Consider the following 26,832-nt stretch of genomic DNA (forward strand, 5'->3'; position numbering starts at 1 on the left):
CCATAATTCCCATACGGAGAAATCGAAGGCAAAAGAGTGGAACAGCGTCCAGATATCGTTGTTATCAAACCGGAACCTCGCCTGTGTCGCTGCCAGCAGGCGGGTGACGTTGGTATGTTCTACCATCACGCCTTTAGGCTGGCCGGTGGAGCCGGAGGTATAAATCACATATGCCAGATGGTGCGGAGTGAGTCCCTGCACTGTGGCCAGCGGATTGGTTTCCGGTAGGTTTGCTAGCGTGGATGAGGGCAGGTCATCAAGTCTGACAGTAGGTAATGCAAAATTGCCAGTGATTTCGCCCAGTGCGGTTTGCGTCAGCAACACCACGGGTTCGGCATCGGCCAGCATATAAGTTAATCGGTCAGCGGGATAGGCCGGATCAAGGGGCACATAAGCACCGCCAGCCTTGAGAATAGCCAATATTCCCACGATCATGTCTAAACTGCGTTCGACACAGATAGCCACACGATCATCCGGTTTTACGCCCAATTCCATCAGATAATGGGCCAACTGGTTAGCCTGACGATTCAGTTCGCCATAACTGAGCGTTTCCGCTTCCCACACCACGGCAATCGCTTCCGGCGTTCGAACAACCTGTTGTTCAAATAGTTCGTGGATCAAGGTATCTGGTGGGAAATCAGCCTGTATAGCATTGAAATACTCCAACAGTAGCTGACGTTCAGCCGCAGGCAGAATAGATAAATCAAGCGCAGGCCGCTGGGGTTCAGTCGTCAGCGTGTTAACTAATTCACTCAGGGCAGTATGCAGATAATTCACCAATCGGCAGGGGTCGGCATCCGCCACACTCTGAGCAATCAACGTGAAACCGTCCTCTGTATCATTCACTGAAAGGGTGATGGGATAGTTTGTCCTCTCTGCGGATGCCAGCAGGCGTATTCCTTCCCAGACAGTTTTCTCTGCCTCTGCGGGAGTTGATGAGCCGTGACGATAGTTGAACAATACACTGAACAGCGGCATCGGCGGGATAACACCACTGCAATTCTGTGCCAGTGCCAGCGGAGCTTGTTCATGCTCCAGTAGGTTTGCCAGATTTTTGGCTGTTGCCTGCACGACTTCCAATGCACTGAAATTACTCAGGGAGACCCGGATCGGCAGGGTATTAATCATCATCCCCATCACCTGATCTGCACCGACAGAACCTTGTAATCGTCCCAATAGCACTGTGCCGAATACGACATTTTCTTGTCCGCAGATTTTAGCCAGCACTTGTGCCCAGGCGACATGGAACAGCACACTCGCGCTGATCCCTAAACACCGAGCCTGCGCGCGCAGAGTATGAGCCAGAGTTTTATCCAGTGGTAAACTGAATTCCGTCACATCAGTGCCATTGCCTTGCACATTAAGCAAACCGAAAGGCGCGGTGGGTTCATCAATATCCGCAAGCTGTTGACGAAAATAGTCTTCATGTACCGAAGCCGGTACGCTCAGGGCCTGAGCAATAAAGTTGCGGTATGGCAATGGCGAAGTCAGTGCAATCGGCTGTCCCTGTACCCTCTGTTTCTGTAATAGCTGTTGAATTTCATTCATGATCAACGACAGTGTTACATTATCGCAGACCAGATGATGGAAACTCAGAGCCAACAACCATTCCTCAGAAGCGGGAGCATAGGTAGTACAGGCAGTAAATAACGGAGCCTGACTCATATCCAACCGGTTAGTGATGTGGGACTGTAATTGCGACGGAATATTTTCTGCCGATGTGGGAACAAACGATGTCACCGGCAGTTTTGCTTGTCGCCAGACCACCTGTACCGGCTGGCTCAGTCCCTGCCAGCAGAAAGCTGTTCGCAGAATATCATGGCGGTCTATCACTTGTTGCAGAGCATTCAGAAAGGTATCCAGACGGGAACGGGTATCAAAAGCCAGTAGGCTATTTGATAGATAGGCATCACCATTTTCCTGTAACTGGTGGTGGAACAGAATGCCTGTCTGTAACGGGGAGAGCGGGTAGATATCCTGTACATTAGCCACCCCCCCCGCCACAGTTGCAACAATCGTATTAATTTCAGTTTGTGACAGCGTCACCAACGGCAGCATATCGGGGGTAATATGTGTGCAACCATCGGGAATACGATTGGCGGGAACAAAAATATCGGAAGTATCCTGTTGTGCATATATTGCTTGCGCCATCTCTGAAAGCAATGGTGTGGCAAAAATGCTACGTACCTCCAGTAAATATCCCCGACTGCGTAACTGTTCAATCAGACTGACGGCAATCAGGGAATGTCCCCCGAGTTCAAAGAAATGGTCGTGACGACCGACCCGTTCCACGCCCAGTAATTCCTGCCAGATTTGTACCAGTGCAATTTCCACGTCACCAATCGGTGCTTCATAATCCCGGGTGATCACCGCTGACAAGTCCGGTGCGGGCAGCGCCTTGCGGTCGAGCTTGCCATTGGGGGTCAGCGGGAAGGTCTCTAATACCACAAAGGCGCTGGGGATCATATATTCCGCCAGACGGGTATGTAACTGGTCACGCAGACTGGCGGTGTCCAGCGCGGCATCCGGCTGTGGCACTGCGTAAGCGACCAGCCGTTGTTCACCATTATCAGCTTTATGGGCGATAACCACCGCTTCTCTGACACCTTGACAGGCGGCTAATTGTGCTTCAATTTCCCCTGGTTCGATGCGGAAACCCCGGATCTTGACCTGAAAATCATTACGACCCAGATATTCGATATTACCGTCCGATAGCCAGCGCCCCAGATCGCCGGTTTTATACATTCTAGCATCCGGCTGGGAACTGAACGGGTCAGCAACAAAGCGCTCAGCAGTCAAATCAGAATGATTCAGGTAACCCCGGGCGACGCTAGCACCACCGATATAGATTTCCCCCGTCACACCCAGAGGAACAGGTTGTTGTTTTTTATCAAGTAGATAAATTCGACAATTGGCGATTGGGCGACCAATGGACAACGTTTGAGCCGCATCGTGTAAGGCGCCACCATGGAGTGACAGAGAGGTCACAATGACAGTGGCTTCCGTTGGGCCGTAGGTGTCTGTCCAGCGACAGTGTTGTGTTTCAGGCAGGGATTGCCAGTCGGTAAGAGAGTGAAGGTTAGTTTTTTCCCCGCCAACCGTAATTGAACGCAGGGTTGAACTGAACCCACTGCGACCGGCTTTTATTTCCTGTCCCCACTGATGCCAGAAAGCGGTCGGTATATCGACAACGCTGATGGCTTGTTCTTGCAGGAAGTGGCCGAAAGCGGCATCCGGTATCTGAAGGTGAGAGGGTCGTAGAATTAAGGTGGCGCCCGTTGCCAGTGTCGGGAAAATTTCGGCCACGGACGCATCAAAGGCGATTGTGGCAAATTGCAGGACGCGATCTGCCGCATTAAGCGCGGTTATCTGACACTGGGCATGAATAAAGTTCACCACATTACGATGCTCAACCATCACGCCTTTGGGTCGCCCTGTCGAACCCGAAGTATAGACCACATAGGCCAGATGGTGACTCTGTAATCCCAGTTGTTCCGGTTCAGGGTTAGCGACAGCGTATTTGGCGGCTCGATTCAGATAATCCGCCTTATCCAAGAACCAGACAGGGATATCATGGTTCAGAACCTGTGCCTGTAAATGCTGTTGGGTGAGCAGTAATTTAGGCGTACTGTCAGACAGTATATAAGCCCGTCGCTTATCCGGGTGATTCGGATCAAGCGGTACATACGCCGCCCCGGCTTTTAAGATACCCAGAATGCCAATCATCATATCCGGGCTGCGTTCGATACACAAAGCGACCCGATCATCCGGCTGGATACCTGCCGCAATCAGGGCATGGGCCAACTGGTTGGCACGCTGGTTCAGTTCATCATAACTCAGTGTGTGTTCTTCACCCACCACGGCAAGGGACTCTGGTGTTAGCGCAACCTGCTGTTCAAACAGTTCGTGAATAAGGGCATGCTGCGGAAAATCAGCTTGTGTGGCATTGAAATCCACCAGTAACTGTTGGCGTTCGGCTACCGGCAGAATGGGCAGCGCCAACACAGGCTGACCGGGATTGTTTTGCAACGCCTCGGTCAGCCCACAAAGAGCGGTATACATATAATTCACCACCCGATTGGGGTCAACGCTGTTCACAGTTTGGGCAACCAGAGTAAAACCGTCCCCGTGATCGTCCACTGACAGATCCAGTGGATAATTTGACCACTCTTCAAAAGACTGCAGACGAACACCTTTCCAGCGGGGTTTATCCGTAGCATTTGATGGAGAATGGCGATAGTTAAACAGAGCACTGAACAAAGGCTGGGGAGGTGTCACACTACTGAAACGCTGGGCGAGAGCAAGTGGAAATTGCTCATGTTCCAGCAGGTCTGCCAGATCTTTTGCCGTTGCCCGAACCACTTCAAGTACAGTGTGATTATTCAGGGATATTCTGACCGGCAGGGTGTTGATAAACATCCCCATCACCTGATCGGCCCTTGTAGTGCCTTGCAATCGTCCGGACAGTACCGTGCCGAACACCACGTCATCACGTCCACTGGTGTGGGCCAATACCTGTGCCCACGCGACATGGAACAGCACACTCGGACTGATCCCCAGTTGACGAGCCAGTGCGCGGAGGGTTTGTGCCAACGTGATATCCAGACACAATTGGGCTTCCGTCACATCTGTACCATCTCCCTGTACATTGAGCAGGCCGAAGGGGGCTGTGGGTTCATCAATCTCAGCGAGCCGCTCGCGGAAGTAACCTTCATGCACTGAAAGCGGTATGTTCAGCATTTGGGCAATAAAGTTGCGGTATGGCAGGGGCGCAGGCAGGGACTCGACTTCTCCTTGTAATAATTGCTGGATCTCATTCATGATTAATTCCAGTGTCACATGGTCACTAACCAGATGATGAAAACTCAGCGCCAGCAGCCACTCATTACTGGCCGGATCGTGGGTGGTACTGGCGGTAAATAAGGGTGCCTGACTGATATTCATTCGTTGAGCGATATGCGCTTGTAATTGAGACGGAATATTCTGTACGGACGTGGGGATAAATGGTGTCGCGAGTAACGGTGCCTGTCGCCAGACTACCTGAACGGGATGGCTCAGACCCTGCCAGCAGACGGCAGTTCGCAGAATATCATGGCGGTCTATTACTTGTTGCAGAGCGTTCAGAAAAGTATCCAGATGGGCGCGATCATCAAAAGCCAGCAGACCATTTAACAGGTAGGCATCCTCGTTTTCCTGTAACTGGTGATGGAACAGAATGCCTGTCTGTAACGGGGAGAGCGGATAGATATCTTGCACATTAGTTACACCACCAGCCACAGTTGCAATAATCGTGTTAATTTCGGTTGGTGACAGCGTCACTAATGGCAGCATATCCGGGGTGATGGCTGTGCAGCCATCGGGAATAAGGTTCGGTGGGATAAGCATATCCGGCGTATCTTGCCGGGCCTGTATCGCCTGTGCCATCTCTGCCAGCAGCGGCGTAGCAAAAAAAGTAGGTATTTCCAGTGAATATCCTTTATTACGCAATTGTTCAATCATGCTGACCGCAATCAGCGAATGCCCGCCCAGTTCAAAAAAATGGTCGTGACGACCAACCCGTTCCAGTTTCAGTAAATCCTGCCAGATTTCAGCCAGCATGGTTTCTACTTCACCCACCGGTGCCGCATAGTCACGGGTGATCACGGAGGATAAGTCCGGAACGGGTAGCGCCTTACGATCGAGCTTACCGTTAGGAGTTAGTGGGAAAGTATCTAAAATGACAAACGCACAGGGGAGCATGTATTCTGCCAGATGTTGTGCCAGCTGTCGGCGCAGATCAATAGGCACCAGTTTCGTACCCGTTTCAGCACAGAGATAGGCTACCAGACGGGTATCGCCCTCAGTATCTTCACGGACCATCACGACTGCGTCCTGTACACCGGGACATTGCATCAGGCCTGCTTCAATTTCTCCCAATTCAATGCGGAAACCCCGCAATTTCACCTGAAAATCATTACGTCCGAGGTATTCTAGACTGCCATCTGGCAGCCAGCGGCCCAGATCGCCGGTTTTGTACAGACGGGCATCAGGCTCAGTGGAAAATGGATCGGGTAGAAAACGTTCGGTAGTCAGTTCAGGCCGATTCAGGTAACCCCGGGCAACACCGACGCCGCCGATATGGATCTCACCACTGACACCAATGGGTACAGGATTACCCTGTTTATCTAGAACATACATTTGCGTATTGGAGATCGGATAACCAATCGGCACAAAATGGCGTTTATCATCACGCTGACAAGCCCAATAAGTAACGTCGATGGCGGCTTCAGTCGGGCCATATAAGTTGTGTAATTCCGTATTAAAACGAGAAAAAAAGCGTTGTTGCAATTCTGCGGGCAGAGCTTCACCGCTGCACATGACCCGCCGGAGGGAGGGCAAGGAATGTTGTGGTTTAACCCTCTGCACAAACTGCTGCAACATGGACGGCACAAAGTGCAGAGTGGTGATCCCGGCTTGTTCAATCAACTGGGCGAGATAATCGACGTCTTTATGGCCTTCCGGCCGGGCCATCACCAGACAGGCTCCATATAGCAGGGGCCAGAAAAACTCCCAGACAGAGACATCGAAACTGAACGGGGTTTTCTGCAACACCCGATCTTCAGGAGTCAGTTGATAGGTGTTCTGCATCCACACCAGCCGATTGCACAGGGCACGGTGGCTGTTCATTACCCCTTTGGGCTGTCCGGTCGAACCGGAAGTATAAATAACATAGGCCAGATGCTGTGAATTCAGCCCCTGCATGGCGGCAACCGGATTGGTTTCCGGCAGGGTCGCGAATATGGGCGAGGACAGTTCATTAAGTTTGACAGTAGGTAATGGAAGCTCCCCAACGATTCCGTTCAGTGTTGTTTGAATCAGTAACGCCACGGGATCGGAATCAGCCAGCATATAAGCCAGCCGCTCAGGTGGATAAGCCGGATCAAGAGGCACATACGCGCAGCCAGCTTTGAGGATCGCCAATAATCCCACCACCATCTCTAAATTGCGCTCGGCACAGATAGCGACGCGATCATCCGGTTGCACCCCCAATCCAATCAGATGATGGGCCAGTTGATTGGCCCGGCGGTTAAGTTCGTTATAACTGAGGGACTGTTCTTCAAATACCACAGCGGTAGCTTCTGGGGTAAGTGCTGCTTGTTGTTCAAACAACTCGTGAATGAGTGCATCCTGCGGAAATTCAGCTTCGGTATTATTGAATGTGAACAACAGGTTATGCCGTTCCATCTCAGGTAAGAGAGGAGCATGTTTAACCTTTGTATCCAGTGATATCACTGCGGCTTCAGTTAACAGTGCCAGCCGGGATTGAAGGGTGATAACTTCTTCATAACTCAGGTAATTACTGTCGTAGCTGAATGAAATGGTGAAGGGTTTATTTTCCTTTTCAGTTTTGGGATTTGTAGAGACTGAATATTGGTGAATCGCAATTGAAAGAGGAAACATTACGCCACGATAGGTGCCTTTTAACGTTGTGGCTATATTCTCCATACTGACACAGACATCGAATGGCTCAAATGACAGGACGATATCAAAAAGTTGGCTACGCCCGGTTTTTTGTTTGATTTGTGTATGCTGATTGATTTCAGTAATAGGAAATCGTTGATGTTTATAGCAATGATGCAGCTCAGCCGCCGCTTTATTCATAATATCAAGAACAGAATCATCCGCATGAATAGTCACTCTGATAGGGATGACTGACGAAAACATACCGGGTGTCGATTTTTGTTTTTTATTTTTTCGGTTGTGGACGGGAATGCCTATAACAATCTCTTCGGTACCGTTAATACGAGCAAAATAGCAAGCTAAAATGGCATACATAAAATGAAGGACAGATAATCCATGAGTGGTTGCGATATTTTCTATCTGCTGAGAAAGTGTTTTATCCAGTTGCCAAAAGACGGGTTTAACAAATTCACTCGTGGCAGGCTTCCTTGAATGCGACAGTGGAAGCAGGGCTGATGGCAACGTTTCATAGCGCTTCTGCCAGAACTGCAAGTCTCGCATGTACAATTTAGAATTCAGATAGGCGTGATCTTCAGTAATAAAATCAAGATAAGAAGGAGCTATATCAGGCAAATTTTCCCCGATCGTTAAATGCCTGTAGTGTTCTAAAAGCGCCTTGATAATCAGTTTTAATCCCATGCCATCTGAGATCAAATGATGACAGCAGAATTGCCAGTACCAGCGGTTCTCACTGACCCTAAATAATCCGGTATGCCACAATTCATTATATAAACAAAACGGGCGTATAAAATTAGCGTGTATCTGCTGTTCGGCGCGGAATTCAGCATCAGTTTCCTGTGAAAAATCGTATACCGTTAAGGGAAGCGGGAGAGTCTCAACAAATGTTTGCCGAGGCATCCCGTAAGTCTCAATGAGTTTTAAACGTAAAGCATCATGATGAGAAATGACGGCTTCCAGCGCCTGAATAAATAATGATTCGTCCAGCTCCCCCTCAAGAAAAATTAATGTACTGAGGTTGTAATCGGAGGAGTTAGGGCGAGTCATTTGGTCTAACCAAATAACTTGTTGAGTAGAGCTTAGTGAGAATTCACCACATGATGGTTTGTGGTTACGTTGTGTATGCATTTTATAGCTCCAGAATCTCATAGATTAATCTGCCAGCTAAAAAACCTGGTATAATTCTTGCAATTACGAAATAACTCCTGCATTAACAGGCACAGATAGAGCGTTGTATTTTGTATACAAGTGCTTCATTCAGAACAAAAAGGTATCTAGGTTATTTCTTCAAGCGCGAGGATAGTGCTTAACTTGCATATCAGGATGCCAACGTAGGTGGCATTAATAAGACGTTATCAAAACTAAACCAATGAACTTAAACAGAAACAAAATAATAAAAAAATTATTATGTTTATTTTGTTTTACCCATGTATTCCGTAAGTCCAAAAAGGTAAAAGAATGAAGCTTGATCGGCAGTTTAATGTGGCAGGAGTAACGAGTAGTTATAATAAAATTACTTAATGTTTATAGGTAACGTTAACGTCTTATCAAAGCAGAGGGGAACTAAACGGCTGAATGTTCTATTGAGCCGAGTGTGATCTGACGGAAGGAATTCCAACACGATGAATACCACCTTCCCAAGAGGTAAGAAGATGGTTTCACCTTATCGGAGGCTATCTTGCAAATCGTCGGGAGCCAAAGACACAGAAAACTACACCAATCGTGACAATAACCATAAGGAAGCTTACAGATTCACCCAGCAAACTCGCAGCTAAAGCCAGCCCTAAAAAGGGTTGAAGTAATTGAAGCTGGCCGACAGCAGCAATTCCTCCTTGCACTAAACCGCGATACCAGAAAATAAACCCGATCAGCATACTGAAGAGTGAAACATACCCAAGGCTTATCCAGGCAGGCATACTGACGTTTTGAAATGTATCCGGCATATATATCAATGTCAGAATCAGCATTATGGGTAATGATATGAGTAAAGCCCAGCATATCACCTGCCAGCCACCCAGTTCTCTGGAAACCTTTGCACCTTCTGCATAACCGAGCCCGCATACAATGACAGATGCCAGCATTAATAGATCTCCGGTCAGTGAAGCACTTGAATCCTGAGTAAATGCGAACCCCACAACCAGTGCACTGCCGATGACAGAAAACACCCAGAAAGCAGGACGGGGACGCTCTCCTCCACGCCATACACCAAAGATGGCTGTTGCCAGAGGCAGTAAACCCAAAAATACAATGGAGTGAGCTGAAGTTATATATTGTAGTGCCAGTGCGGTGAGAAGAGGGAAGCCAACGACCACACCGATAGAAACGATAACCAGAGAAGCGATTTGTTCTAACTTAGGGCGCTTTTCTTTTAGAGCTAACAAGATGACCAGAGCCAATAAACCGGCAATGGATGCCCGGGCAACGGTCAGAAACACAGGGTCAAAATCCATTACTGCTACTTTTGTTGCAGGTAAAGAGCCACTGAAAATCAATACACCAAGAAAGCCATTAAACCATCCGTTCGTTCTATCCTGTTTCATGGTTAAACTTTTCATGTTTGTTCTGAAACCTCATGTAATTAGATTCTATACCAACTCAACTTCAAGATAGGTGTCTATCTCCCCGCACTGCGGGGAAATATAAGGATTCACCTCATATTATTACCCGTTGTAACCTGGAGTTTATCGAGTATCTAACTGAAGCCTATAAATAAAATACTGACCAATCTGTGATAACGATAAATCATGATATTGCTCACATTCATGACAATCAAATTATTGTCATGAATACATTTTCATACAAATCGCATATAAATCAGGCGTTATCATGAGAAATGCACTGAAACCGGAGGCTTTTTTTAATGGCACACTCTCGATATAAATTTATAGTTGATAAATTTGCTGCTGATATACGGACGGGCCGTTTGCCTCCCGGAACACGCCTGCCTACTCACCGACAGCTGGCTATCGATGAAAAGATGTCTTTAGTCACAGCAACCCGGGTTTATACCGAACTTGAAGCGATGGGACTCGTGAGTGGGGAGACAGGGAGAGGGACATTTGTCCGGGAAATATCATTACCTGCGGATTTTGGTATAGAACACCATGTAGCTTCAGATATGGTTGATTTAAGTTTTAACTATCCCTCTTTTCCCTCCCAGACAGAATTGTTACGAAATTCCCTCCGCCAACTGGCGACTTCCGGCGATCTTGACGCGTTACTTCGTTACCAGCCACATGGCGGGCGTTTGCATGAACGAACGGTGATAGCGCAATATCTGAAAACAAGGGGATTAAAGAGTATCACGACAGATAATACCCTTATTGTTAGCGGTGCTCAGCATGGTTTAGCCACAACTGTTATGGCTATGTTGAAACCCGGTGATGTAGTTGCAGTAGATACTCTGACTTACCCGGGTTTTAAAGCGCTGGCAAAGACTTATCATCTGGAACTTGTTTCAGTTCCTGCGGGTAACGAGGGGACTGATCTGGATGCACTGGAAAAGCTATGTCAGCGTCGGCATGTCCGGGCGTTCTATACCATGCCTACATTACACAATCCATTAGGATGGGTGATGAGCCGGCAACATCGGCAACGTCTGGTGGCGCTGGCCCGACAATATAACCTGCTGCTGATTGAAGATGGTTCTTACGCTTTTCTTGCTGAGAATGCACCGCCGCCCCTAGCGGAACTGGCTCCTGAATCCACAATTTATGTTTCTGGTTTTTCGAAAAGTATTGCGACCGGCTTACGCGTTGGTTTTATTGCTGCTTCGGTAGAAAAGATCCCCGCACTTGAACGGATAATCAGGGTAACAACATGGAATACCCCTGCTTTAATTACCGCCATTACCTGTGAGTGGATCACTAACGGAATGATCACCCAGTTAGAAGAAGATAAACGTCATGATGCACAGGCACGTCAACTCATTGTTAAACGCGTCTTTAAAGGAATGAGATATATCAGCCATCCATCATCCTATTTTGTCTGGCTTCCGCTGGATGAGGGAGTAAGGGCAGATCAGGTTACAATGGCTTTAATGAAGGAGCATATATCAGTATCCACAGCCGAACCATTTGCTACATCTTCATATGTGCCACATGCAATCCGTCTGGCTATTGGTTCGATAGAACAAAAATCCCTGCAAACGGTACTGGAAAAAGTAAAAAACATTATCAGCCTGTATTCGTGCTTATGAAATCCTGATTTTTAGTTTCCAAATAGAAACCAATATCCTGAAAACGTGGATATCATCCCCGAGAATTTTTTAATAAACACCAAATATACTTTCCAAATGGAAATTATCTTGCTGACAAAAATTGTCACTATCGGCTGTTAAAGTCAGATAAATCCAGTAAAAATGATACGGAGGGATTTATGAGTTTTAACAGTCGGGTAGCTATTATTACTGGTAGCACTGATGGGATTGGAGAAAAAGTCGCGGACGTTTTATATGCAAAAGGAGCCAGTGTTGTCATTGCATCCAGATCTAAGCTTTCAGTTGAAAATAAGGCTAAATCCTTATCACCTGATGGTAGACGCGCTCTGGGTATTCAGTGTGATGTATCTGATCCAGCCCAAGTTCGCCGTTTAATTGATAACACAGTGAGTTATTTTGGCAGGCTGGATTTTGCAGTCAATAGTGCCGGAATAACAGGTGAACATAATAAAACTATACCAGAGCAAACACTGGAGAATTGGGATAGGGTTATTTCCACCACATTAAGCAGTGTTTTCTATTGCATGAAATATGAAATACCCGCGATGCAGAAATCAGGAGGAGGGGCGATAGTTAATTTGTCAGCCGTTAATGGATTAGCTGGTATTACTGGCTTATCGCCTTATACCGTAGCAAAGCATGGCGTGATTGGTTTAACGAAAACCGCTGCGCTAGAATTTGCATGTAAGAATATCCGGGTAAATGCAGTTGCCCCCGGTTATGTTAGTACTCCAAAGATAAACGAACTTCCAGAAGAAGTATTACACCGCTTTTCAGACTGCCACCCAATGAAAAGAATGGCTAAAATGGAAGAAGTTGCTGAATTTATTTCATTTCTTTTATCAGAAAAATCCAGCTTTTGCACAGGGGGGATTTATCCTGTTGATGGCGGATATTTATCACAATAATGGGGCGACTTGAGTCAAAACTTTAGACAGTGGCGGGATGATTTTCTCCTGCCATTTACCGTTAGCTGAATCACAGAAAGAAAAGCGTTATATGAAAACGGATAATCAGAACACTCATGATATTGCGATAACACCTTTTGGAGATGCATTGAGCAGGCTCCAGTGCGTTCTTGTTGCAAGAAGAACGATGGTAAACCCTGAAGGCGTTTCCTGGGCTCAATATGATGTATTACATTTACTCCGGCAGCATCAATCCATGAACCCCGGTGTTATTGGTGAAAAGCTCGGTTTTACCCGCTCAAAAACATCGAAGATTTTGCGCTCACTTAAAGATAAAGAGCTGGTTAAACAAGAATCGAGTGAGCATGATAAGCGCGAACTGGTCACTAAATTAAGCCCGAAGGGATTGGTATTCTTGCAGCGAACCGAAGCAAGTAGACACAATATGGCTGATATTGTCACATCGCATATGTCTCAGGGCGAAATTGCTATATTTACAGAGCTATGTCATCGGGCAGCAGATCTTTTATCCGCGAATACACTCATTCGTGAAGATTAAATCTTATGAAGCAAAAATCACGTTTCGCTGTAAAAAACGGTTTGAAACGTGATAATTGGCTTTGAATTAACATTTAGATGAACAGACACATCAAGATATTATTGACGTATTTTTCTTCATCAATTTTTAATGAGATAGGTTCCGTCCCATATACCTTGAATCCCATTTTTTCATATAAATGAATCGCTGAGACATTCTCTTCAACAACAGCTAATGATACCTTTTTAACGTTACTTTTTTTCAGCAATGTTATTAAGTTATCCATTAGTTTTTCGCCAACTTTCAAACCCCGATAATCCGGCTTGACATAAAAACCCCAGATAATTCCTTTATGTAAGGTTTTATAGTTGCTATTTTGCTGAAATCCAATCGTACCAATTAACTCATTATTTAAATAAGCGCCCAAAATCAAAGAACCCGTTATTCTGGTGATAAACTCCTGCTCACTTTTAGTTGATTCCTCTTGATACGTCGAACCAAAAGATTCGGGATTGACGCACAAAGATTCAAGCCGAAGTTCCCGGTAATCTTTAACGTCACTTTTTCCTAATACTCTGATAAGTGGTAACGATTCCATACCTGACACCTCAAATAGAAAAGGAAGATATGTGATAAACAAAATTTACCTGTCATGCATAAGAAACAGACCAATGCTATCTCATAATCAGTTGTGAAATTTATAAGACAAATAACTAGACGACCAGTCAGTATTGTGATTATGATAAAAGCATTATGAAAAAATCTGCATCAGACACAAGACAACATATTCTGGATGTTGCCAAATCAATTATCGCTCACAAAGGTTACACTGCCGTTGGGTTGGCCGAACTGGTCACCGCTGCCGGTGTCCCCAAAGGTTCATTTTATTACTATTTCAAATCAAAAGAAGAGTTTGGACAGATCTTGTTGAAGGAATATTTCAATGAATATTTGTCCAGGGCCAGAACGCTTTTATCCTCAACCGAAGGCACCGCTCGTGAGCGTTTGCTCAACTATTTTCGTGTCTGTTCTGAAATACAGACAACAGGCCAGCCTGAAGACAAATGCCTGACTGTTAAATTAGGGGCGGAGGTTTGCGACCTTTCCGAAGGAATGAGATCCATTCTTTGTCGAGGTACTGTCGACATTATCGATCAACTGACTCAATGTATTGAGTCAGGGCAGAGTGATAACTCTATCTCAGCGGATGTATCGCCTCGCGTACTAGCTGAATCACTATATCAATTATGGCTGGGGGCATCTCTTGTCGCTAAAGTAGCTAAAGATACCGCTCCATTTGACTCTGCCATAGAGATGACCCAGCGACTACTATCGTAGTCGCATTTTTTTATCTTTTTTGTAGACGACTGGTCAATTATTAAAAGGAAATGTTATGGCTGACAATAGTATTCGTACCGACCTTTTTTCACCGGTTAAGTTAGGAGAGATCGAGCTTGCTAACCGTATTGTTATGGCACCATTAACACGCGGTCGTGTTAATGACGCGGGTGTACCGAACGAAATGATGGTGACCTATTATACTCAGCGCGCCAGCGCCGGGTTGATCATTTCGGAAGCAACCAATATTTCAGCACAGGGGCGGGGATATGCCATGACCCCCGGCATCTGGACTGAAGAACAGATGACTGAGTGGAAAAAAGTCACTGATGCCGTTCACGCAACGGGTGGAAAAATAGTGATGCAATTATGGCATGTCGGCCGCTGTTCTCATGTTGATCTGCAACCTAATGGTGAATCGCCTGTAGCTCCCTCTGCTATAAAAGCCGCAGGAAATGTTTATACCGTAAAAGGTTTGCAGGAAGCCTCAATGCCACGTGCCCTGAATACGGACGAAATCCCCGGCATTATCGAGCAATACAGGCACGCAGCAGAATGCGCCAAACGAGCAGGATTCGACGGTGTAGAAATTCATTCAGCCAACAATTATCTCTTGGAGCAGTTCATACGTGATTCAACCAACCATCGAACCGATCAATACGGTGGCTCTATTGAAAACCGGGTTCGTCTGGTTCTGGAAGTGGTTAAAGCTGTCACCGGAGTATGGGGAGATGGTCGGGTTGGTATCCGGTTATCACCAGTGACAACCGAAGTCGGCGAAACTCCACGTGACAGCAATGTTATGGCGACTTATAGCTACCTGATCCGACAGCTAAACTCATTCAAACTGGCTTACCTACATTTTGTGGAAGGAACAACAGGAAAAGATCGTCTGATTCCTGAAGGTGTTGATTTGGATGCTTTACGCTCTCTGTTTGAAGGAGCTTATATCGGTAATAATAACTATGACTTCGAAATGGCCATTTCCCGCCGTTCGGAAGGAAAAGTTGATGCAGTTGCATTTGGACGTCCGTTTATTTCTAACCCTGATCTGGTAAACCGCCTACGTTATGATATTGAACTGACTGGTCTGGATAGTAATACCCACTACGGTTCTGGAGCAGAAGGCTATATTGACTGGCCGACCGCAAATTATTAATTAGTTATCTGGCGGCTGGCTTATAAAGTAAAGCCGCCAGATTTTTGCCCGAAAAAGTACTCAGTAAGTAAACCCTAGGTAGAGATAGATACTCAGTACAATACTGGCTGTCACAAGAGCGTAGGGCATTTGTGTACGGATATGTTCGATATGATCACAATCTGTTGCCATTGACGCCACTATCGCATCACCAGAAATGGAGCCGGAAATGGCCGCTCCAATCATATATTCCACCGGCATCCCAACCGAAAGGCCAAGTTGCACACCAATCGGGATCATAATCGCAAACGTCCCCCATGATGTGCCGGTTGCCAGTGACATAATAGCGCTGATGACAAAGATAAAACCTACAGAGAATCCGACAGGGAGTACACCATGTGTGATCTGCGCAATATAAGCCCCCGTATTCAGATCAGCCGAAACTGTTCCCATTAAAAATGCCAGAATCATAATAGAACTGATTTTCAGCATACTGGCATAACCAATATAAAGTTCTTCGAAAAAGGTATTAATGGATAAAATCCGGCGGCCTAAGAACCAAAAGAAAGAAATAACCGTACCAAACATCACACCCCAATAAACGGATGTTGAGCCACTGCCTTTGCTGAAATCACCTTCGCCAGTAATATAGAGAGCGACAGGAACCATCAGCACAGTTGACAGAATGGGGATAAAAAAATTCAGAACACTGTTGCTGTTAGGGTGCTCAATAACTTCATCAGATTCTGTTTCCTTGCGGTTCAGTACTGGCGTCTTGTGTTGATGCAAAGCATTCTGCTCTGCTTTTTTCATGGGGCCCCAGGAAATATTGGTAAAAATATAAAATAATATGCTGACAAGTGAGAGCCAGGCCATCAGATTATATCCCAGAGAATGTATAACAATATCAAAAGGCTCACCTGAAATTAGTCCATTGGAAATTTGCACTCCGACTATTCCCATCATGACTGCGCCCCAGCCATTAATCATTACCAGCGAGCAAACAGAAACACCGGCAGTCTGAATCAGATAGGACATTTTTTCAGGGGGAACAGCATACTTTCTGGCAAGGTTTTTGGTCGATGCACCGGCCACTAATTGGTTGATGGAACTTTCGATAAAAATAAGAGCAGAAATAATAATCGCCAAAAATTGTACGTTTTTCTTACTTTTAATAATTTTAGTTCGGTCAGTTAATAGCTGAACCAAAGCCTGTACACCACCCGTGACAGTAACCAGCCGCATAATACCGCCAATCATTATCATAAAAATAACCGTTTTGGTATTTCCCGATGACGTAAAAGTATTAATTACCCCCTCGAGCGTACTTTTTATTCCCAATATAATGTTGTGATCGTGTATTACCGTGAACCCAACCAGAATCCCCAGCATCAATGACAACATCACTTGTCGGGTTAGAATGGCTAATATGATGGTCACGACAGGTGTAACAATCGTCCAGATTCCGTAGTCATGCATTTGTATTCTCTGATGTTTTTTTGTTGGTTAATGGATAAGGCAGGTTAAATATTAATGTAGATAGTGCTCTAATATGAAGCCTAGCAATACCGAACAAGAATACCAGCTAATCGATATTTTTTTCTGTTAATTCAATATGATTGTGTAATTTTTTCTAATGGCCTATATTAATCCCGTAAAATAATGATAAGTAAAATTTATGTTTTTATCTGACTAATGGGATAGGAGAAAAGAAAAAATGATATTGCAGAAAAGATCGTATTTTAAGAATATAAATAAAACTCTGGGTATGTGTATAGCAGCCTTATTTTTCACGACAATCTCTGCTAAAACTGCAAAGGCAGATATCACAGCCCCAATTGTTTACCTTGATCGTAAAACACTCTCCGTATCACTAAATATCAATGGAAAGGAAATTGATAAGATTGAAATTGATACAGGTGCATCCAGTGCTCTTTATCTGCCCCAATCTGTCTTTGATTCTATTTTTACATCACGTGACCACAACATTGAAACATCTCGTTCTGTTGATATTTTTGGTAATGAAACATTGGATAATGTAGTAGCAAAAGCAGTTGATATTACTGTGAATGGTAAAAAACTTTCAGGCATTGATGTTGAAGTATTAAAGCCGTGGGGAAACGGTATGTTAGATGATAATGGGCAACTTCGTATTAATGGCTTATTGGGGCTGGGTGTTGTCAAAAACAATACTCTGATTATCGACTATCCTTCAAAGATGCTCACAATTACCGATAATGCTAAAAACATTCCTGACGGTTATCACTGGAAAAACATTCCATTCACTCGTAAAAATTACGGAATAGAGGTGAGTGTATCGTCCGGTAATAAAAAGTTAAATCATATGGTTATTGATACGGGTGCCAGCCATACTGTACTTTTTACCCGTTCAAAGGAGGGCTGTGTTGATTTTTCATTATTATGCCCAAAACGAACGATTATGACACCTGATGGCATTGAATTATCTGCATTTCTTTTTCAGGTACCTGATGAAAAAATAAATTTTGACGGGTTACTGGGTGATGATTACCTTTCAAATAAGGCTCTTGTTATATCTGATGATCAATTACTGATAGGTTCACCAAAATAACAAAAATTCACCTCGATTTTCTTATTGATTTCAAATTATCGTGTAATTTGAAATCAATTTATTACACCTTTAAAATTAAAGAACGAAATAACGACATTATCAAATAGTATCAGCCGCATGATTATTTATAGCACTGTGCGTTGATATAAATCATGATTTAATTAAATGCTTCCATAAGTTAATAATGAAATAGTGATAACTAATTAATCACAACAAGGAGTATTTATGATAAAAACCATAAAAATGGTAACGTTATTTATCTCAATAATAATCACTTCAAATTCCTTCGCCAATAGTGAAACCAGAGCCAGAAATTTTGGCATTCCTTTTTCTGGAGCAACCGGAAAATATAATGCAATTACTGATGTTAATGGTGTAACCGTTGGGTATTCAACCATAATAAAAGATAATGGAAAACTGGAAGTGGGGAAAGGGCCGATAAGAACCGGCGTAACCGCAATATTACCCAGAGGGAAAAAATTCAGCCCAGTATTTTCCGGCATATTCTCTTTGAACGGGAATGGGGAAATGACAGGCAGCCAATGGGTTCAGGAAAGCGGCTTTCTGGAAACACCAATATTAATCACTAATACGCACAGTGTCGGTGTTGTCAGAGACTCAGCCATCAGCTGGCTGGCTGATAACCATCTGGTATCACCACTTAAGGATGATTTATTCTGGTTACTCCCCGTAGTTACAGAAACATGGGATGGGATATTAAATGATATAAATGGTATGCATGTAAAAAAAGAACATGTCTATCACGCATTGGATAGCGCTAAATCAGGAATGATAAAAGAAGGTAATGTCGGTGGTGGAACAGGCATGAACCTGTTTGATTTCAAGGGGGGCACAGGGACTTCATCGAGAGTTTTAGATAAAAAAGACGGCGGATATACTGTCGGAGTACTGGTTCAGGGGAATTTCGGATTCAGAGATGATCTCATTATTGCTGGGATTCCGGTTGGTCAAGAGATACAGGATCTCATGCCGATATATCATGGAGATAAGAAAAAAATAAAGGATGCAGGTTCTATCATCGCTGTCGTTGCTACAGATGCCCCATTAGCACCTCATCAGTTAGAAAAAATCGCCAAAAGAGTCTCTCTCGGGCTTGCCAGAGTAGGTGGCGTGGCCAGAAACACCAGCGGGGAAATATTTATTGCATTCTCCACCGCGAATAACGATGCATTTTCCAGAGAAGATATAAAAACAATTAAAATATTACCCAATGACAAACTTGATCCTTTATATGAGGCAACAGTTAGTGCCACAGAAGAAGCCATTATTAATGCCATGTTTGCAGCTGAAACCATGGTTGGAAGAAATGGAAATACATCTTATTCCATCCCTAAAGACAGAGTTATAAAAATATTAAAACGCCATAACTTACTTAGTCGAAACTGAATTATTAATATTTAATTTCTGTGTTTTTATTTAAAAACTGCGAGTATAAAGGAGTAATAATAATGAAACCATACTTAGAATTACTCTGTTCTCCGGCTATTTGGGCGGAAGGCCCAGTTTGGCTACCAACAGAAGATGCAGTTATTTTCAGTGACGTAAAAGGAAATAAAATGTTTCGCTGGTCAGAAAATGATGGTGTTCATTTATGGCGAAAATATTCACATTTTGCCAACGGTAATACACTGGATAGAGAAGGGAGGATCATCAGCTGCGAACATGGCAGAAGAGGTATTTCCCGCACAGAAAAAGACGGAAGTGTTAACCTATTGGTTGAAAAAATTGACGGTAAAAGATTCAATTCACCCAATGATGTTATTGTACGTTCTGACGGGACAATTTGGTTTACTGATCCGCCCTACGGAATTATTAACGATAATGAAGGATATAAATCAGAAAGCCAGATTATCGGGTGCTACGTATATTGTTATGATCCTGCTGATAACAGTATTTCTATCGCAACCAGTGATACTCAACGACCAAACGGTTTAGCATTTTCTCCTGATGAAAAATATCTGTACATTGCCGATATGTCTATCGTCGATTTTCCCAGACATGGCAGACATGAACTACGTATCTATCCGGTACGGGATAAAGTATTGGGGATAGGTAAACATTTCGCTACTATCTCTCCAGGTTTTCCGGATGGTTTTTGTATTGATAAATCAGGTAATATTTATTGTAGTTGTGAAAATGGCGTTATCATTTTCGATAAATTTGGTACGAAAATAGATAAGATTGAAGTGCCAGAACGTGTATCAAACTGCACTTTGGGTGGCATTAAAGGTGACCAGTTATATATTACAGCGACTACGTCACTATATCGGATATCTGTAACTCAATTCATTAAAGGATGATGGAAGGGAAGAGTTAAGTTACTCCGAAATAGCAATTGGTAATTTATTTTGAGGGAAAAATGACAACATATAATGTAAATCCCGCGACAAGAACCGGTAACTTATCTCTTCCTGATGCTCGTACGCTTCACTGGTACGAGTGGGGGCCAATCACAGGTAAGCCGCTTATTTTCTGTACCGGTGCTGGAATGAGTGGCTCACTGGGTTTCGGGGAACAAGAGCTGGAAAGATTGAATATCAGATTAATCGTGCCGGATCGCCCCGGGCTTGGGAATTCATCTCTACATCCCCATAAGACTTTAGTGAGTTTTGCCCAGGATGTTGCTGAGATACTGAAGCTCTGCGGGTTACAAAAATGCATGGTTTTGGGTTTTTCTCAGGGAGCGGTATTCGCACTGACACTGGCAAAAATCTGTAAAGCGACAGGGCTGGCAATTGTAGCCGGGCAGGATCAGTTTAATTATCCCGCTACGCAGCAACTGTTAAATCAGGATGTTGTTAATATGGTGAAGCAAAGAAATGCCGAACCGGAAATGTTAAAACAGTGGGTTTCTCAGAATATCACTGCCGACTGGTTAATGAATTTTATTATGGCTCACAGTTCAGAAGTGGATTTGTCTTTGTACTCCCAGCCCGATTTTCTACAGGCTTATCGTCAGTGTTTAAATGAAGGTTTCTCCCAAGGGGCAGAAGGGTATGCTCAGGATCTACTGCTTACATTTGGGCAATGGCCTTTTGATCCTGAAGATATTACCTGTCCGGTACATTTATGGTATGGGAAGCAGGATGCCAGCACCGTTCACTCACCAGACTTTGGTGAAATTTTATCAAAACGGTTCCCACATGCAGAACACACTGTTTTCGATAATGAAGGAGGCTCTTTACTCTGGCGGCAATCAAAAGACATTCTTGAAAAACTGGTCTTAACATACGTATAAAATTGAGACAAGCAGCGCTTTTCGCGCTGCTTATGGCATTCATAACTACGAAGAAGAGCGGTTATTTTGTAACTGATACCAGTTTTGAATATCGTTAATAATCATGGCAGCATGATAGTTTCCATCTTTATCAATGAAATAATGGTCCAAACCATCATAGGCCTTGAAAGAAACCTTTGGATTATTAATATCAGCCATCATTTTTCTCGCCCCAGCTGCATCCACATTATTATCACCCATAGTCTGGATAACCAATAACGGTACTTTACTGGACTGGATCGAATTCTGATTATCAATTGACAATGACTCATACCACCAATTTGCCCCATGACCACTGACATTCATGCCTACTGGCATGTTCTGTTTTTTTACTTCTTTTGCAAATGTTTTAAAACTATCAACTTCTTTATCAAACATTTCTGCCGAAGTTTGATGCCTGGTGCTACGAATAACATCATCAATAAAAAAACGTCCACCGCCATTCATGGCAATTGCCGCAGTAATAAAATCTGCATTTTTCTCTGAAACTATTAGATTGGTAACAATAGCACCTTCACTTCCACCCAGCAGAATAATATGACGATACTTGCTTTTTAATTTGTTTAATACAGCAAGATAATCTTTAACTCGTTTTAAGGGGGAGTCGTTCTGAATATAGGCTGGTGGACATTCTGAATCACTAACTTCAGTACCGTCTTTTCCAAAACTGCTATCAAGCCCTGTTTTTTCTACCAGAAGAATATCGTTGGCAGGAAAAGCCGTACCAAAATTTTCTATTATTTTCTTATTATTGATAACACTACCACAATCAGAACCTTGAATCAGGACAAGAAGATCTTCAGAGTTTATACTATTTTTCTGTATCAAATAGTAAGTAATCTCTTTACCGTCATTTCCTTGTAAACTATAGCTTCTCTCTTCAGCCACGGACTGCATAGATATTGAGGTTAAAACAAGTACGATACAAATAAATATTTTTTTCATAATGTTCCGACCATTCTAATTAAGATAGGGTTGTATGAGGCAGGCCCAATATACGAATTAACAGATAAGGTAGCAATCTTATGACTGCATTTCAGAGTCACGAAGTTCGTTCGGTATTTGAACATTATCCTCAAGAATATCAGCAGCCATTACTGAAAATAAGAAAGTTAATATTTGATGTCGCGTCAAAAACAGAAGGGATTGGCGTGATTACTGAAACTTTGAAATGGGGTCAGCCCAGTTACCTTACTCTTGAGACAAAGGCTGGAACTACAATCCGGCTGGACCGTTTCGGAGATACCCATGTGGCTATCTTTTTTCACTGCCAGACAACATTAATTGATACATTCAGAACACTCTTTCCTGAGTTAATTTATTCAAAAAACCGGGCAATAATTTTAGACCCTTACGCCGATTTACCAGTAAATGAGTTAAGCATATGTATTGAGATGTCACTCACTTATAAACTGAAGAAAAAGAGATAAAAATCAGGAGAAAAGTCATCGTGTCAATAAATACAACTTTTCGCGTAGCCGCTGTGCAGGCCGCACCTATTTTTCTTGATCTAGAAGCGACTCTTGCAAAAACTATATCACTCATTGAATTAGCCGCCAGTCATGGAGCTAAATTGATTGCTTTTCCTGAAACATGGATACCGGGATACCCGTGGTTTATATGGCTGGATTCTCCTCTTTGGAGTATGAAGTTCATCCAGAAGTATCATCATAATTCGCTGACGATTAATAACCAGCAATACAAGAGAATTGAGAAAGCTGCTGCTGACAATAATATCATGGTGATACTTGGCTTTAGTGAAAAAGATCATGGTAGCCTTTATATCTCGCAAGCTATTATTGATCAAACCGGACAAACACTGCTTACACGAAGAAAATTGAAACCCACACATGTAGAAAGAACTATTTTTGGTGAAGGTGATGGCAGCAGCCTTGACGTTGTTGAAACCGCTCTAGGGAAAGTTGGGGCTTTAAGTTGCTGGGAGCATCTCCAGCCATTATCAAAATACGCGATGTTTGCTCAGAATGAACAAATTCACGTTGGTTCCTGGCCAAGTTTTTCCATGAATAACGAAAGTTCTCATGCATTTTCGGGTGAAATGCATACTGCTATTAGTCAAGTTTATTCCCTGGAAGGTCAGTGTTTTTTTATTGGTTCTTGTGCACTGGTTTCACAAGAAATGGTTGATATGATGTGCCAAACTGAAGCACATAGAGCACTGCTTGCCACTGGTGGAGGGTACGCCTGTATTTACGGGCCAGATGGCAAACAACTTGCTAAACCACTGCCATCTAATGAAGAGGGTATATTGTACGCAGATATAAACTTGGATGACATTATATTAACAAAAGCAATAGCTGATCCCGTAGGTCATTATTCGCGACCCGATGTTACCCGCCTTCTTTTAAATAAAACAAAACGCCAGCCTATGGTTATTGCAGAAAAAAATCAGGAGATACCCGTTGAATAATCAACTCACGGATATAGTATTAACCAAGTACTGAAAACAGCTCAAGAATAAGTATTCTATACTTTCAAGTTGTCTCTTTGCTGGCTGCGCTCGTTCACCTCGGTATAAACATACGATTATCTATGTCCCTAGGGGTTAACGAATATCATAGCCGATTAAGGCACAAGCTATTATTTTTAATAAAATCAATAAAGCAGCGTAACCGGGGTGAAAGCGTCTGGTTACGATAATAAACTGCATTAATCGGCTGTCTTTGCTCAAAAGTGACATGAGAAAGAACTTGTTTAAATTCACCGGACTCTCTCATCTCATGTGTCATAAAATCAGACATACATACGATACCGACTCCTTTTCGGGCCAGATTACATAATACTTCACCACTACTTGCAGAAATAGTCGGGGTAATTTTGATCCCCTTTTTATCACCATGAAAGAGTGGCCATTCGTTGAGATTTTCTGGTGCAGTAAACCCGAGCAGACAGTGCTGTTGTAATTCGTCAACAGTTTTCGGTTCGCCAAAACGTTCCAAATAAAGAGGGCTTGCCAGAACTCGCGGTTTACTGTGACCTAATAATGTCGCGTGCAGAGAAGAATCACTCAGCGTCCCAATGCGAAAGGCAATATCAGTCTGTTTTTCCAGTAGATCCGTCACACCTTCATAATTAGTCAGTTCCAGCGATATCTGTGGGTATATTTCGTGAAATTGAGCAACCAGTGGTGTAATGACATGTAATAGAAAAGGAGTTGCGGCATCTACTCGTAACGTTCCGGAGGGAATATCTTTGTGATTCAGCAAGACTTCTTCCGCTTCTTGCGCAAGTTTCACCACTTCCCGTGCTTTTTGTAGAAATGCAGCGCCTTCCTCGCTTAACTTTATACGCCGTGTAGTACGGTATAACAAAGTACTGTCCACTTTTTCTTCAAGCCGCAACAACGCTCGGCTGGTGGCAGAAATAGTGGACCCCAGCCATTCAGCCGCTGCGGTTATTGAGCCGCTGTCCACTACAGCAATAAACACCCGCATCTCTTCCAGAGTAATTTTCATTTTCGCCTTTCAGTCAAAAGTTTTTCTCATATTAATCAGTGTTTCTGCAAATATCAAACTGACATAATCACCCTTACTTACAGTGATGTCGTGTCAGCAATAACGCTGAGATTAAAGATATGAGGAAATTATGCGAACGAGCACCGCTCTGTTATCACTTTCTGTTGGGGCATTTGCTATCGGGGCCACCGAGTTTTCACCAATGGGTATGCTGCCGGAGATAGCTTCAGATCTGGCAATTTCTATCCCCACCGCCGGTATTCTGGTGATGGTCTATGCACTTGGTGTGATGCTGGGTGCACCGGTAATGACCTTGTTACTGATTAAACGTTCCCCGAAAGTCGCTCTGATTTTTTTAATGGGCATTTTTACCGTAGGAAATATCTTGTCGGCGTTATCACCTGATTTCTCCCTATTACTTATTGCCCGTTTTGTCACCAGCCTAAATCATGGCGCATTTTTTGGCATAGGCGCCTTGGTAGCGACCCGAGTAGTTGAGAAAGGGAAGGAAGCCAGCGCAATTGCCAGCATGTTTATGGGATTGACTATCGCTAATCTCGGCGGTGTTCCGGCGATTACGCGTTTATCGCAGGTATTGGGCTGGCGGGAGGCTTTTTTCCTGATCAGTGTATTGGGATTCATTACCATGATTTCTCTGTTATTGGCGCTCCCACGAGGAATGCAGGGACAGCCGCTCAATTTACGCCGTGAACTACAGGTTTTATTGAAGCCTTCCGTATTGACGACGCTATTTTGTACGGTGCTTGGGGCCAGCGCCATGTTCACTTTCTATACTTATATTGTGCCAATGTTAATGACTCTCTCTCATGTCGCAGAAACACAGGTCAGTATAATGCTGGTGCTGGTTGGTGTGGGTTTTACCGTCGGGAATTATATCGGTGGTATTCTGGCTAATCGTTCTGTATCCAAAACGCTTTATGGATTATTTGCATCACTGTTCCTGATTATGATGCTATTTCCACAAATCGCGAAAGACACGATTACTGGCGGTATCATATTAGTGCTTTGGGGAGCGGCTAGCTTTGGTGTTGTCCCGCCATTACAGCTAAAAGTAATGCAGGTTGCATCTGAAGCTCAGTCATTAGCTTCTTCTGTCAATATTGGTGCATTTAATCTGGGTAATGCCATCGGGGCTGCATTGGGCGCAACTGTTTTATCACTGGGGTTAGGGTATGAAATGGTCAGTTATTCGGGTGGTTTTGTTGCGCTCGTTGGTCTGTTATTACTGCTGATAACGGACCAAAAAACACAATCACTGACATTATCTATTAACAAAAGAAAAGGGTAGTTTACTGTCTGTATACCCGCCTGAATCAGGCGGGTAGTGCCATAGAAAAAGTACCATGGAAAAACTACGGAGCAACATGATATCTTCCGGCTATTCCTAACCTATTCAAGGCATTCATCATAATAGCCAACCACTCAATTGCCGCAACCTGTTTATCGCTCCATATCGATGCTGCTTTTTGATAAACAACATCGGGAATATGATCATTTTGTATTTCTGTTATCGCCTCCACTAATAACAGGGCAGCCCGTTCCTTTTCTGTAAAATATTCTGTTTCCTTCCAGGCTGGCAGCACGGCAACTTTATCGATAGATTCGTTCTGTTGTAAGGCATCCCGGGTATGCAACCTGACACAATATGCACACCCATTAATCTGGGATATACGTAATTTTAGCAGATGGCAAAACCCTTCTCTGATACCGACAGACACAGCTGATTTATCGATTTCAGCATTCACTATTTTCAGTTGTTGATAAATATTTGGGAAACTTTGTACTAAAGAAACTCGTGTCATCATGTTTTCCTTTTAAACTGCAATTAGATGGAAATAATCCTAAGAT

The 26,832-nt window shown here is 43.8% G+C and carries 19 protein-coding genes; 12 read left to right on the forward strand and 7 right to left on the reverse strand.

What is annotated here, in order from left to right; all coding sequences use genetic code 11:
• Both AACS90_RS05635 and AACS90_RS05640 read right to left on the reverse strand, forming a co-directional pair.
• On the reverse strand, positions 1-8,586 hold an 8,586-nt coding region (locus AACS90_RS05635), incomplete at its 3' end, for a non-ribosomal peptide synthetase (protein ID WP_193757197.1).
• 545 nt (positions 8,587-9,131) lie between these two features.
• Positions 9,132-10,013, reverse strand: coding sequence for a DMT family transporter (locus AACS90_RS05640; RefSeq protein ID WP_193757198.1), 882 nt, complete (start codon positions 10,011-10,013; stop codon positions 9,132-9,134).
• A 305-nt stretch (positions 10,014-10,318) separates the two neighbouring features.
• On the opposite strand from AACS90_RS05640, the gene AACS90_RS05645 reads away from it, so the two are divergent.
• From AACS90_RS05645 to AACS90_RS05655, 3 genes are all read left to right on the forward strand, one after another.
• Entirely contained in the window at positions 10,319-11,656 is a 1,338-nt protein-coding gene (locus AACS90_RS05645) for an aminotransferase-like domain-containing protein (protein ID WP_099122046.1), read from the forward strand.
• Positions 11,657-11,835: 179 nt separating this feature from the next.
• Positions 11,836-12,585, forward strand: a complete 750-nt coding sequence (locus AACS90_RS05650; protein WP_099122047.1) for an SDR family NAD(P)-dependent oxidoreductase — start codon at positions 11,836-11,838, stop codon at positions 12,583-12,585.
• Positions 12,586-12,676: 91 nt separating this feature from the next.
• Positions 12,677-13,144 (forward strand): MarR family winged helix-turn-helix transcriptional regulator, encoded by a 468-nt coding sequence (locus AACS90_RS05655; protein ID WP_099122139.1) that lies wholly within the window; start codon positions 12,677-12,679, stop codon positions 13,142-13,144.
• A 73-nt stretch (positions 13,145-13,217) separates the two neighbouring features.
• Here the strand turns inward: AACS90_RS05655 and AACS90_RS05660 are convergent, their stop codons facing one another.
• Positions 13,218-13,721: a GNAT family N-acetyltransferase gene (locus tag AACS90_RS05660; RefSeq protein WP_099122048.1), complete on the reverse strand. Its 504-nt coding sequence runs from the start codon at positions 13,719-13,721 to the stop codon at positions 13,218-13,220.
• Positions 13,722-13,876: 155 nt separating this feature from the next.
• Between AACS90_RS05660 and AACS90_RS05665 the strand changes: the two genes are divergently transcribed.
• On the forward strand, positions 13,877-14,461 hold the full coding sequence (locus AACS90_RS05665) for a TetR/AcrR family transcriptional regulator (protein WP_099122049.1): 585 nt from the start codon (positions 13,877-13,879) through the stop codon (positions 14,459-14,461).
• A 55-nt stretch (positions 14,462-14,516) separates the two neighbouring features.
• Positions 14,517-15,620 (forward strand): alkene reductase, encoded by a 1,104-nt coding sequence (locus AACS90_RS05670; protein WP_099122050.1) that lies wholly within the window; start codon positions 14,517-14,519, stop codon positions 15,618-15,620.
• A 60-nt stretch (positions 15,621-15,680) separates the two neighbouring features.
• Here AACS90_RS05670 and AACS90_RS05675 read toward each other — a convergent pair whose 3' ends face one another.
• Complete coding sequence (locus AACS90_RS05675; RefSeq protein ID WP_099122051.1) at positions 15,681-17,078, reverse strand: Na+/H+ antiporter NhaC family protein; 1,398 nt, start codon at positions 17,076-17,078, stop codon at positions 15,681-15,683.
• Between the two features lie 238 nt (positions 17,079-17,316).
• On the opposite strand from AACS90_RS05675, the gene AACS90_RS05680 reads away from it, so the two are divergent.
• The 4 genes from AACS90_RS05680 to AACS90_RS05695 all read left to right on the forward strand — a co-directional run bounded on the left by AACS90_RS05680 (position 17,317) and on the right by AACS90_RS05695 (position 21,448).
• Entirely contained in the window at positions 17,317-18,189 is an 873-nt protein-coding gene (locus tag AACS90_RS05680; RefSeq protein ID WP_241538243.1) for a hypothetical protein, read from the forward strand.
• A 225-nt stretch (positions 18,190-18,414) separates the two neighbouring features.
• On the forward strand, positions 18,415-19,596 hold the full coding sequence (locus tag AACS90_RS05685; RefSeq protein WP_099122052.1) for a DmpA family aminopeptidase: 1,182 nt from the start codon (positions 18,415-18,417) through the stop codon (positions 19,594-19,596).
• A 62-nt stretch (positions 19,597-19,658) separates the two neighbouring features.
• A complete protein-coding gene (locus AACS90_RS05690) occupies positions 19,659-20,510 on the forward strand; it encodes an SMP-30/gluconolactonase/LRE family protein (RefSeq protein WP_099122053.1) in 852 nt (283 codons plus the stop codon).
• A 59-nt stretch (positions 20,511-20,569) separates the two neighbouring features.
• Complete coding sequence (locus AACS90_RS05695) at positions 20,570-21,448, forward strand: alpha/beta fold hydrolase (protein WP_099122054.1); 879 nt, start codon at positions 20,570-20,572, stop codon at positions 21,446-21,448.
• 45 nt (positions 21,449-21,493) lie between these two features.
• Here AACS90_RS05695 and AACS90_RS05700 read toward each other — a convergent pair whose 3' ends face one another.
• The gene (locus tag AACS90_RS05700; RefSeq protein ID WP_099122055.1) at positions 21,494-22,432 is read right to left on the reverse strand and encodes an alpha/beta hydrolase family protein; all 939 of its coding nucleotides are present in this window, start codon (positions 22,430-22,432) and stop codon (positions 21,494-21,496) included.
• Between the two features lie 80 nt (positions 22,433-22,512).
• Between AACS90_RS05700 and AACS90_RS05705 the strand changes: the two genes are divergently transcribed.
• Both AACS90_RS05705 and AACS90_RS05710 read left to right on the forward strand, forming a co-directional pair.
• Positions 22,513-22,917 (forward strand): DUF1801 domain-containing protein, encoded by a 405-nt coding sequence (locus AACS90_RS05705; protein ID WP_099122056.1) that lies wholly within the window; start codon positions 22,513-22,515, stop codon positions 22,915-22,917.
• 20 nt (positions 22,918-22,937) lie between these two features.
• On the forward strand, positions 22,938-23,918 hold the full coding sequence (locus tag AACS90_RS05710) for a carbon-nitrogen hydrolase family protein (protein WP_099122057.1): 981 nt from the start codon (positions 22,938-22,940) through the stop codon (positions 23,916-23,918).
• 145 nt (positions 23,919-24,063) lie between these two features.
• Here AACS90_RS05710 and AACS90_RS05715 read toward each other — a convergent pair whose 3' ends face one another.
• The gene (locus AACS90_RS05715) at positions 24,064-24,963 is read right to left on the reverse strand and encodes a LysR substrate-binding domain-containing protein (protein WP_099122058.1); all 900 of its coding nucleotides are present in this window, start codon (positions 24,961-24,963) and stop codon (positions 24,064-24,066) included.
• Between the two features lie 130 nt (positions 24,964-25,093).
• Here AACS90_RS05715 and AACS90_RS05720 point away from each other — a divergent pair, with 130 nt between their 5' ends.
• On the forward strand, positions 25,094-26,272 hold the full coding sequence (locus tag AACS90_RS05720; protein WP_099122059.1) for an MFS transporter: 1,179 nt from the start codon (positions 25,094-25,096) through the stop codon (positions 26,270-26,272).
• A gap of 64 nt (positions 26,273-26,336) precedes the next feature.
• Here AACS90_RS05720 and AACS90_RS05725 read toward each other — a convergent pair whose 3' ends face one another.
• Positions 26,337-26,789, reverse strand: a complete 453-nt coding sequence (locus AACS90_RS05725; RefSeq protein ID WP_339373608.1) for a carboxymuconolactone decarboxylase family protein — start codon at positions 26,787-26,789, stop codon at positions 26,337-26,339.
• Positions 26,790-26,832: the final 43 nt, after the last annotated feature.

It is taken from the genome of Xenorhabdus sp. KK7.4 (assembly GCF_963876465.1).
GTDB classification, from domain to species: Bacteria; Pseudomonadota; Gammaproteobacteria; order Enterobacterales; family Enterobacteriaceae; genus Xenorhabdus; species Xenorhabdus stockiae.

Bases quoted from the DNA above. Each gene is read 5' to 3' on its own strand.
- AACS90_RS05685 (WP_099122052.1), top strand. From the start codon at position 18,415: ATGATAAAAACCATAAAAATGGTAACGTTATTTATCTCAATAATAATC.
- AACS90_RS05675 (WP_099122051.1), bottom strand. From the start codon at position 17,078: ATGCATGACTACGGAATCTGGACGATTGTTACACCTGTCGTGACCATC.
- AACS90_RS05705 (WP_099122056.1), top strand. From the start codon at position 22,513: ATGACTGCATTTCAGAGTCACGAAGTTCGTTCGGTATTTGAACATTAT.
- AACS90_RS05700 (WP_099122055.1), bottom strand. From the start codon at position 22,432: ATGAAAAAAATATTTATTTGTATCGTACTTGTTTTAACCTCAATATCT.
- AACS90_RS05715 (WP_099122058.1), bottom strand. From the start codon at position 24,963: ATGAAAATTACTCTGGAAGAGATGCGGGTGTTTATTGCTGTAGTGGAC.
- AACS90_RS05690 (WP_099122053.1), top strand. From the start codon at position 19,659: ATGAAACCATACTTAGAATTACTCTGTTCTCCGGCTATTTGGGCGGAA.
- AACS90_RS05720 (WP_099122059.1), top strand. From the start codon at position 25,094: ATGCGAACGAGCACCGCTCTGTTATCACTTTCTGTTGGGGCATTTGCT.
- AACS90_RS05650 (WP_099122047.1), top strand. From the start codon at position 11,836: ATGAGTTTTAACAGTCGGGTAGCTATTATTACTGGTAGCACTGATGGG.
- AACS90_RS05645 (WP_099122046.1), top strand. From the start codon at position 10,319: ATGGCACACTCTCGATATAAATTTATAGTTGATAAATTTGCTGCTGAT.
- AACS90_RS05695 (WP_099122054.1), top strand. From the start codon at position 20,570: ATGACAACATATAATGTAAATCCCGCGACAAGAACCGGTAACTTATCT.
- AACS90_RS05655 (WP_099122139.1), top strand. From the start codon at position 12,677: ATGAAAACGGATAATCAGAACACTCATGATATTGCGATAACACCTTTT.
- AACS90_RS05670 (WP_099122050.1), top strand. From the start codon at position 14,517: ATGGCTGACAATAGTATTCGTACCGACCTTTTTTCACCGGTTAAGTTA.
- AACS90_RS05680 (WP_241538243.1), top strand. From the start codon at position 17,317: ATGATATTGCAGAAAAGATCGTATTTTAAGAATATAAATAAAACTCTG.
- AACS90_RS05640 (WP_193757198.1), bottom strand. From the start codon at position 10,013: ATGAAAAGTTTAACCATGAAACAGGATAGAACGAACGGATGGTTTAAT.
- AACS90_RS05725 (WP_339373608.1), bottom strand. From the start codon at position 26,789: ATGATGACACGAGTTTCTTTAGTACAAAGTTTCCCAAATATTTATCAA.
- AACS90_RS05665 (WP_099122049.1), top strand. From the start codon at position 13,877: ATGAAAAAATCTGCATCAGACACAAGACAACATATTCTGGATGTTGCC.
- AACS90_RS05660 (WP_099122048.1), bottom strand. From the start codon at position 13,721: ATGGAATCGTTACCACTTATCAGAGTATTAGGAAAAAGTGACGTTAAA.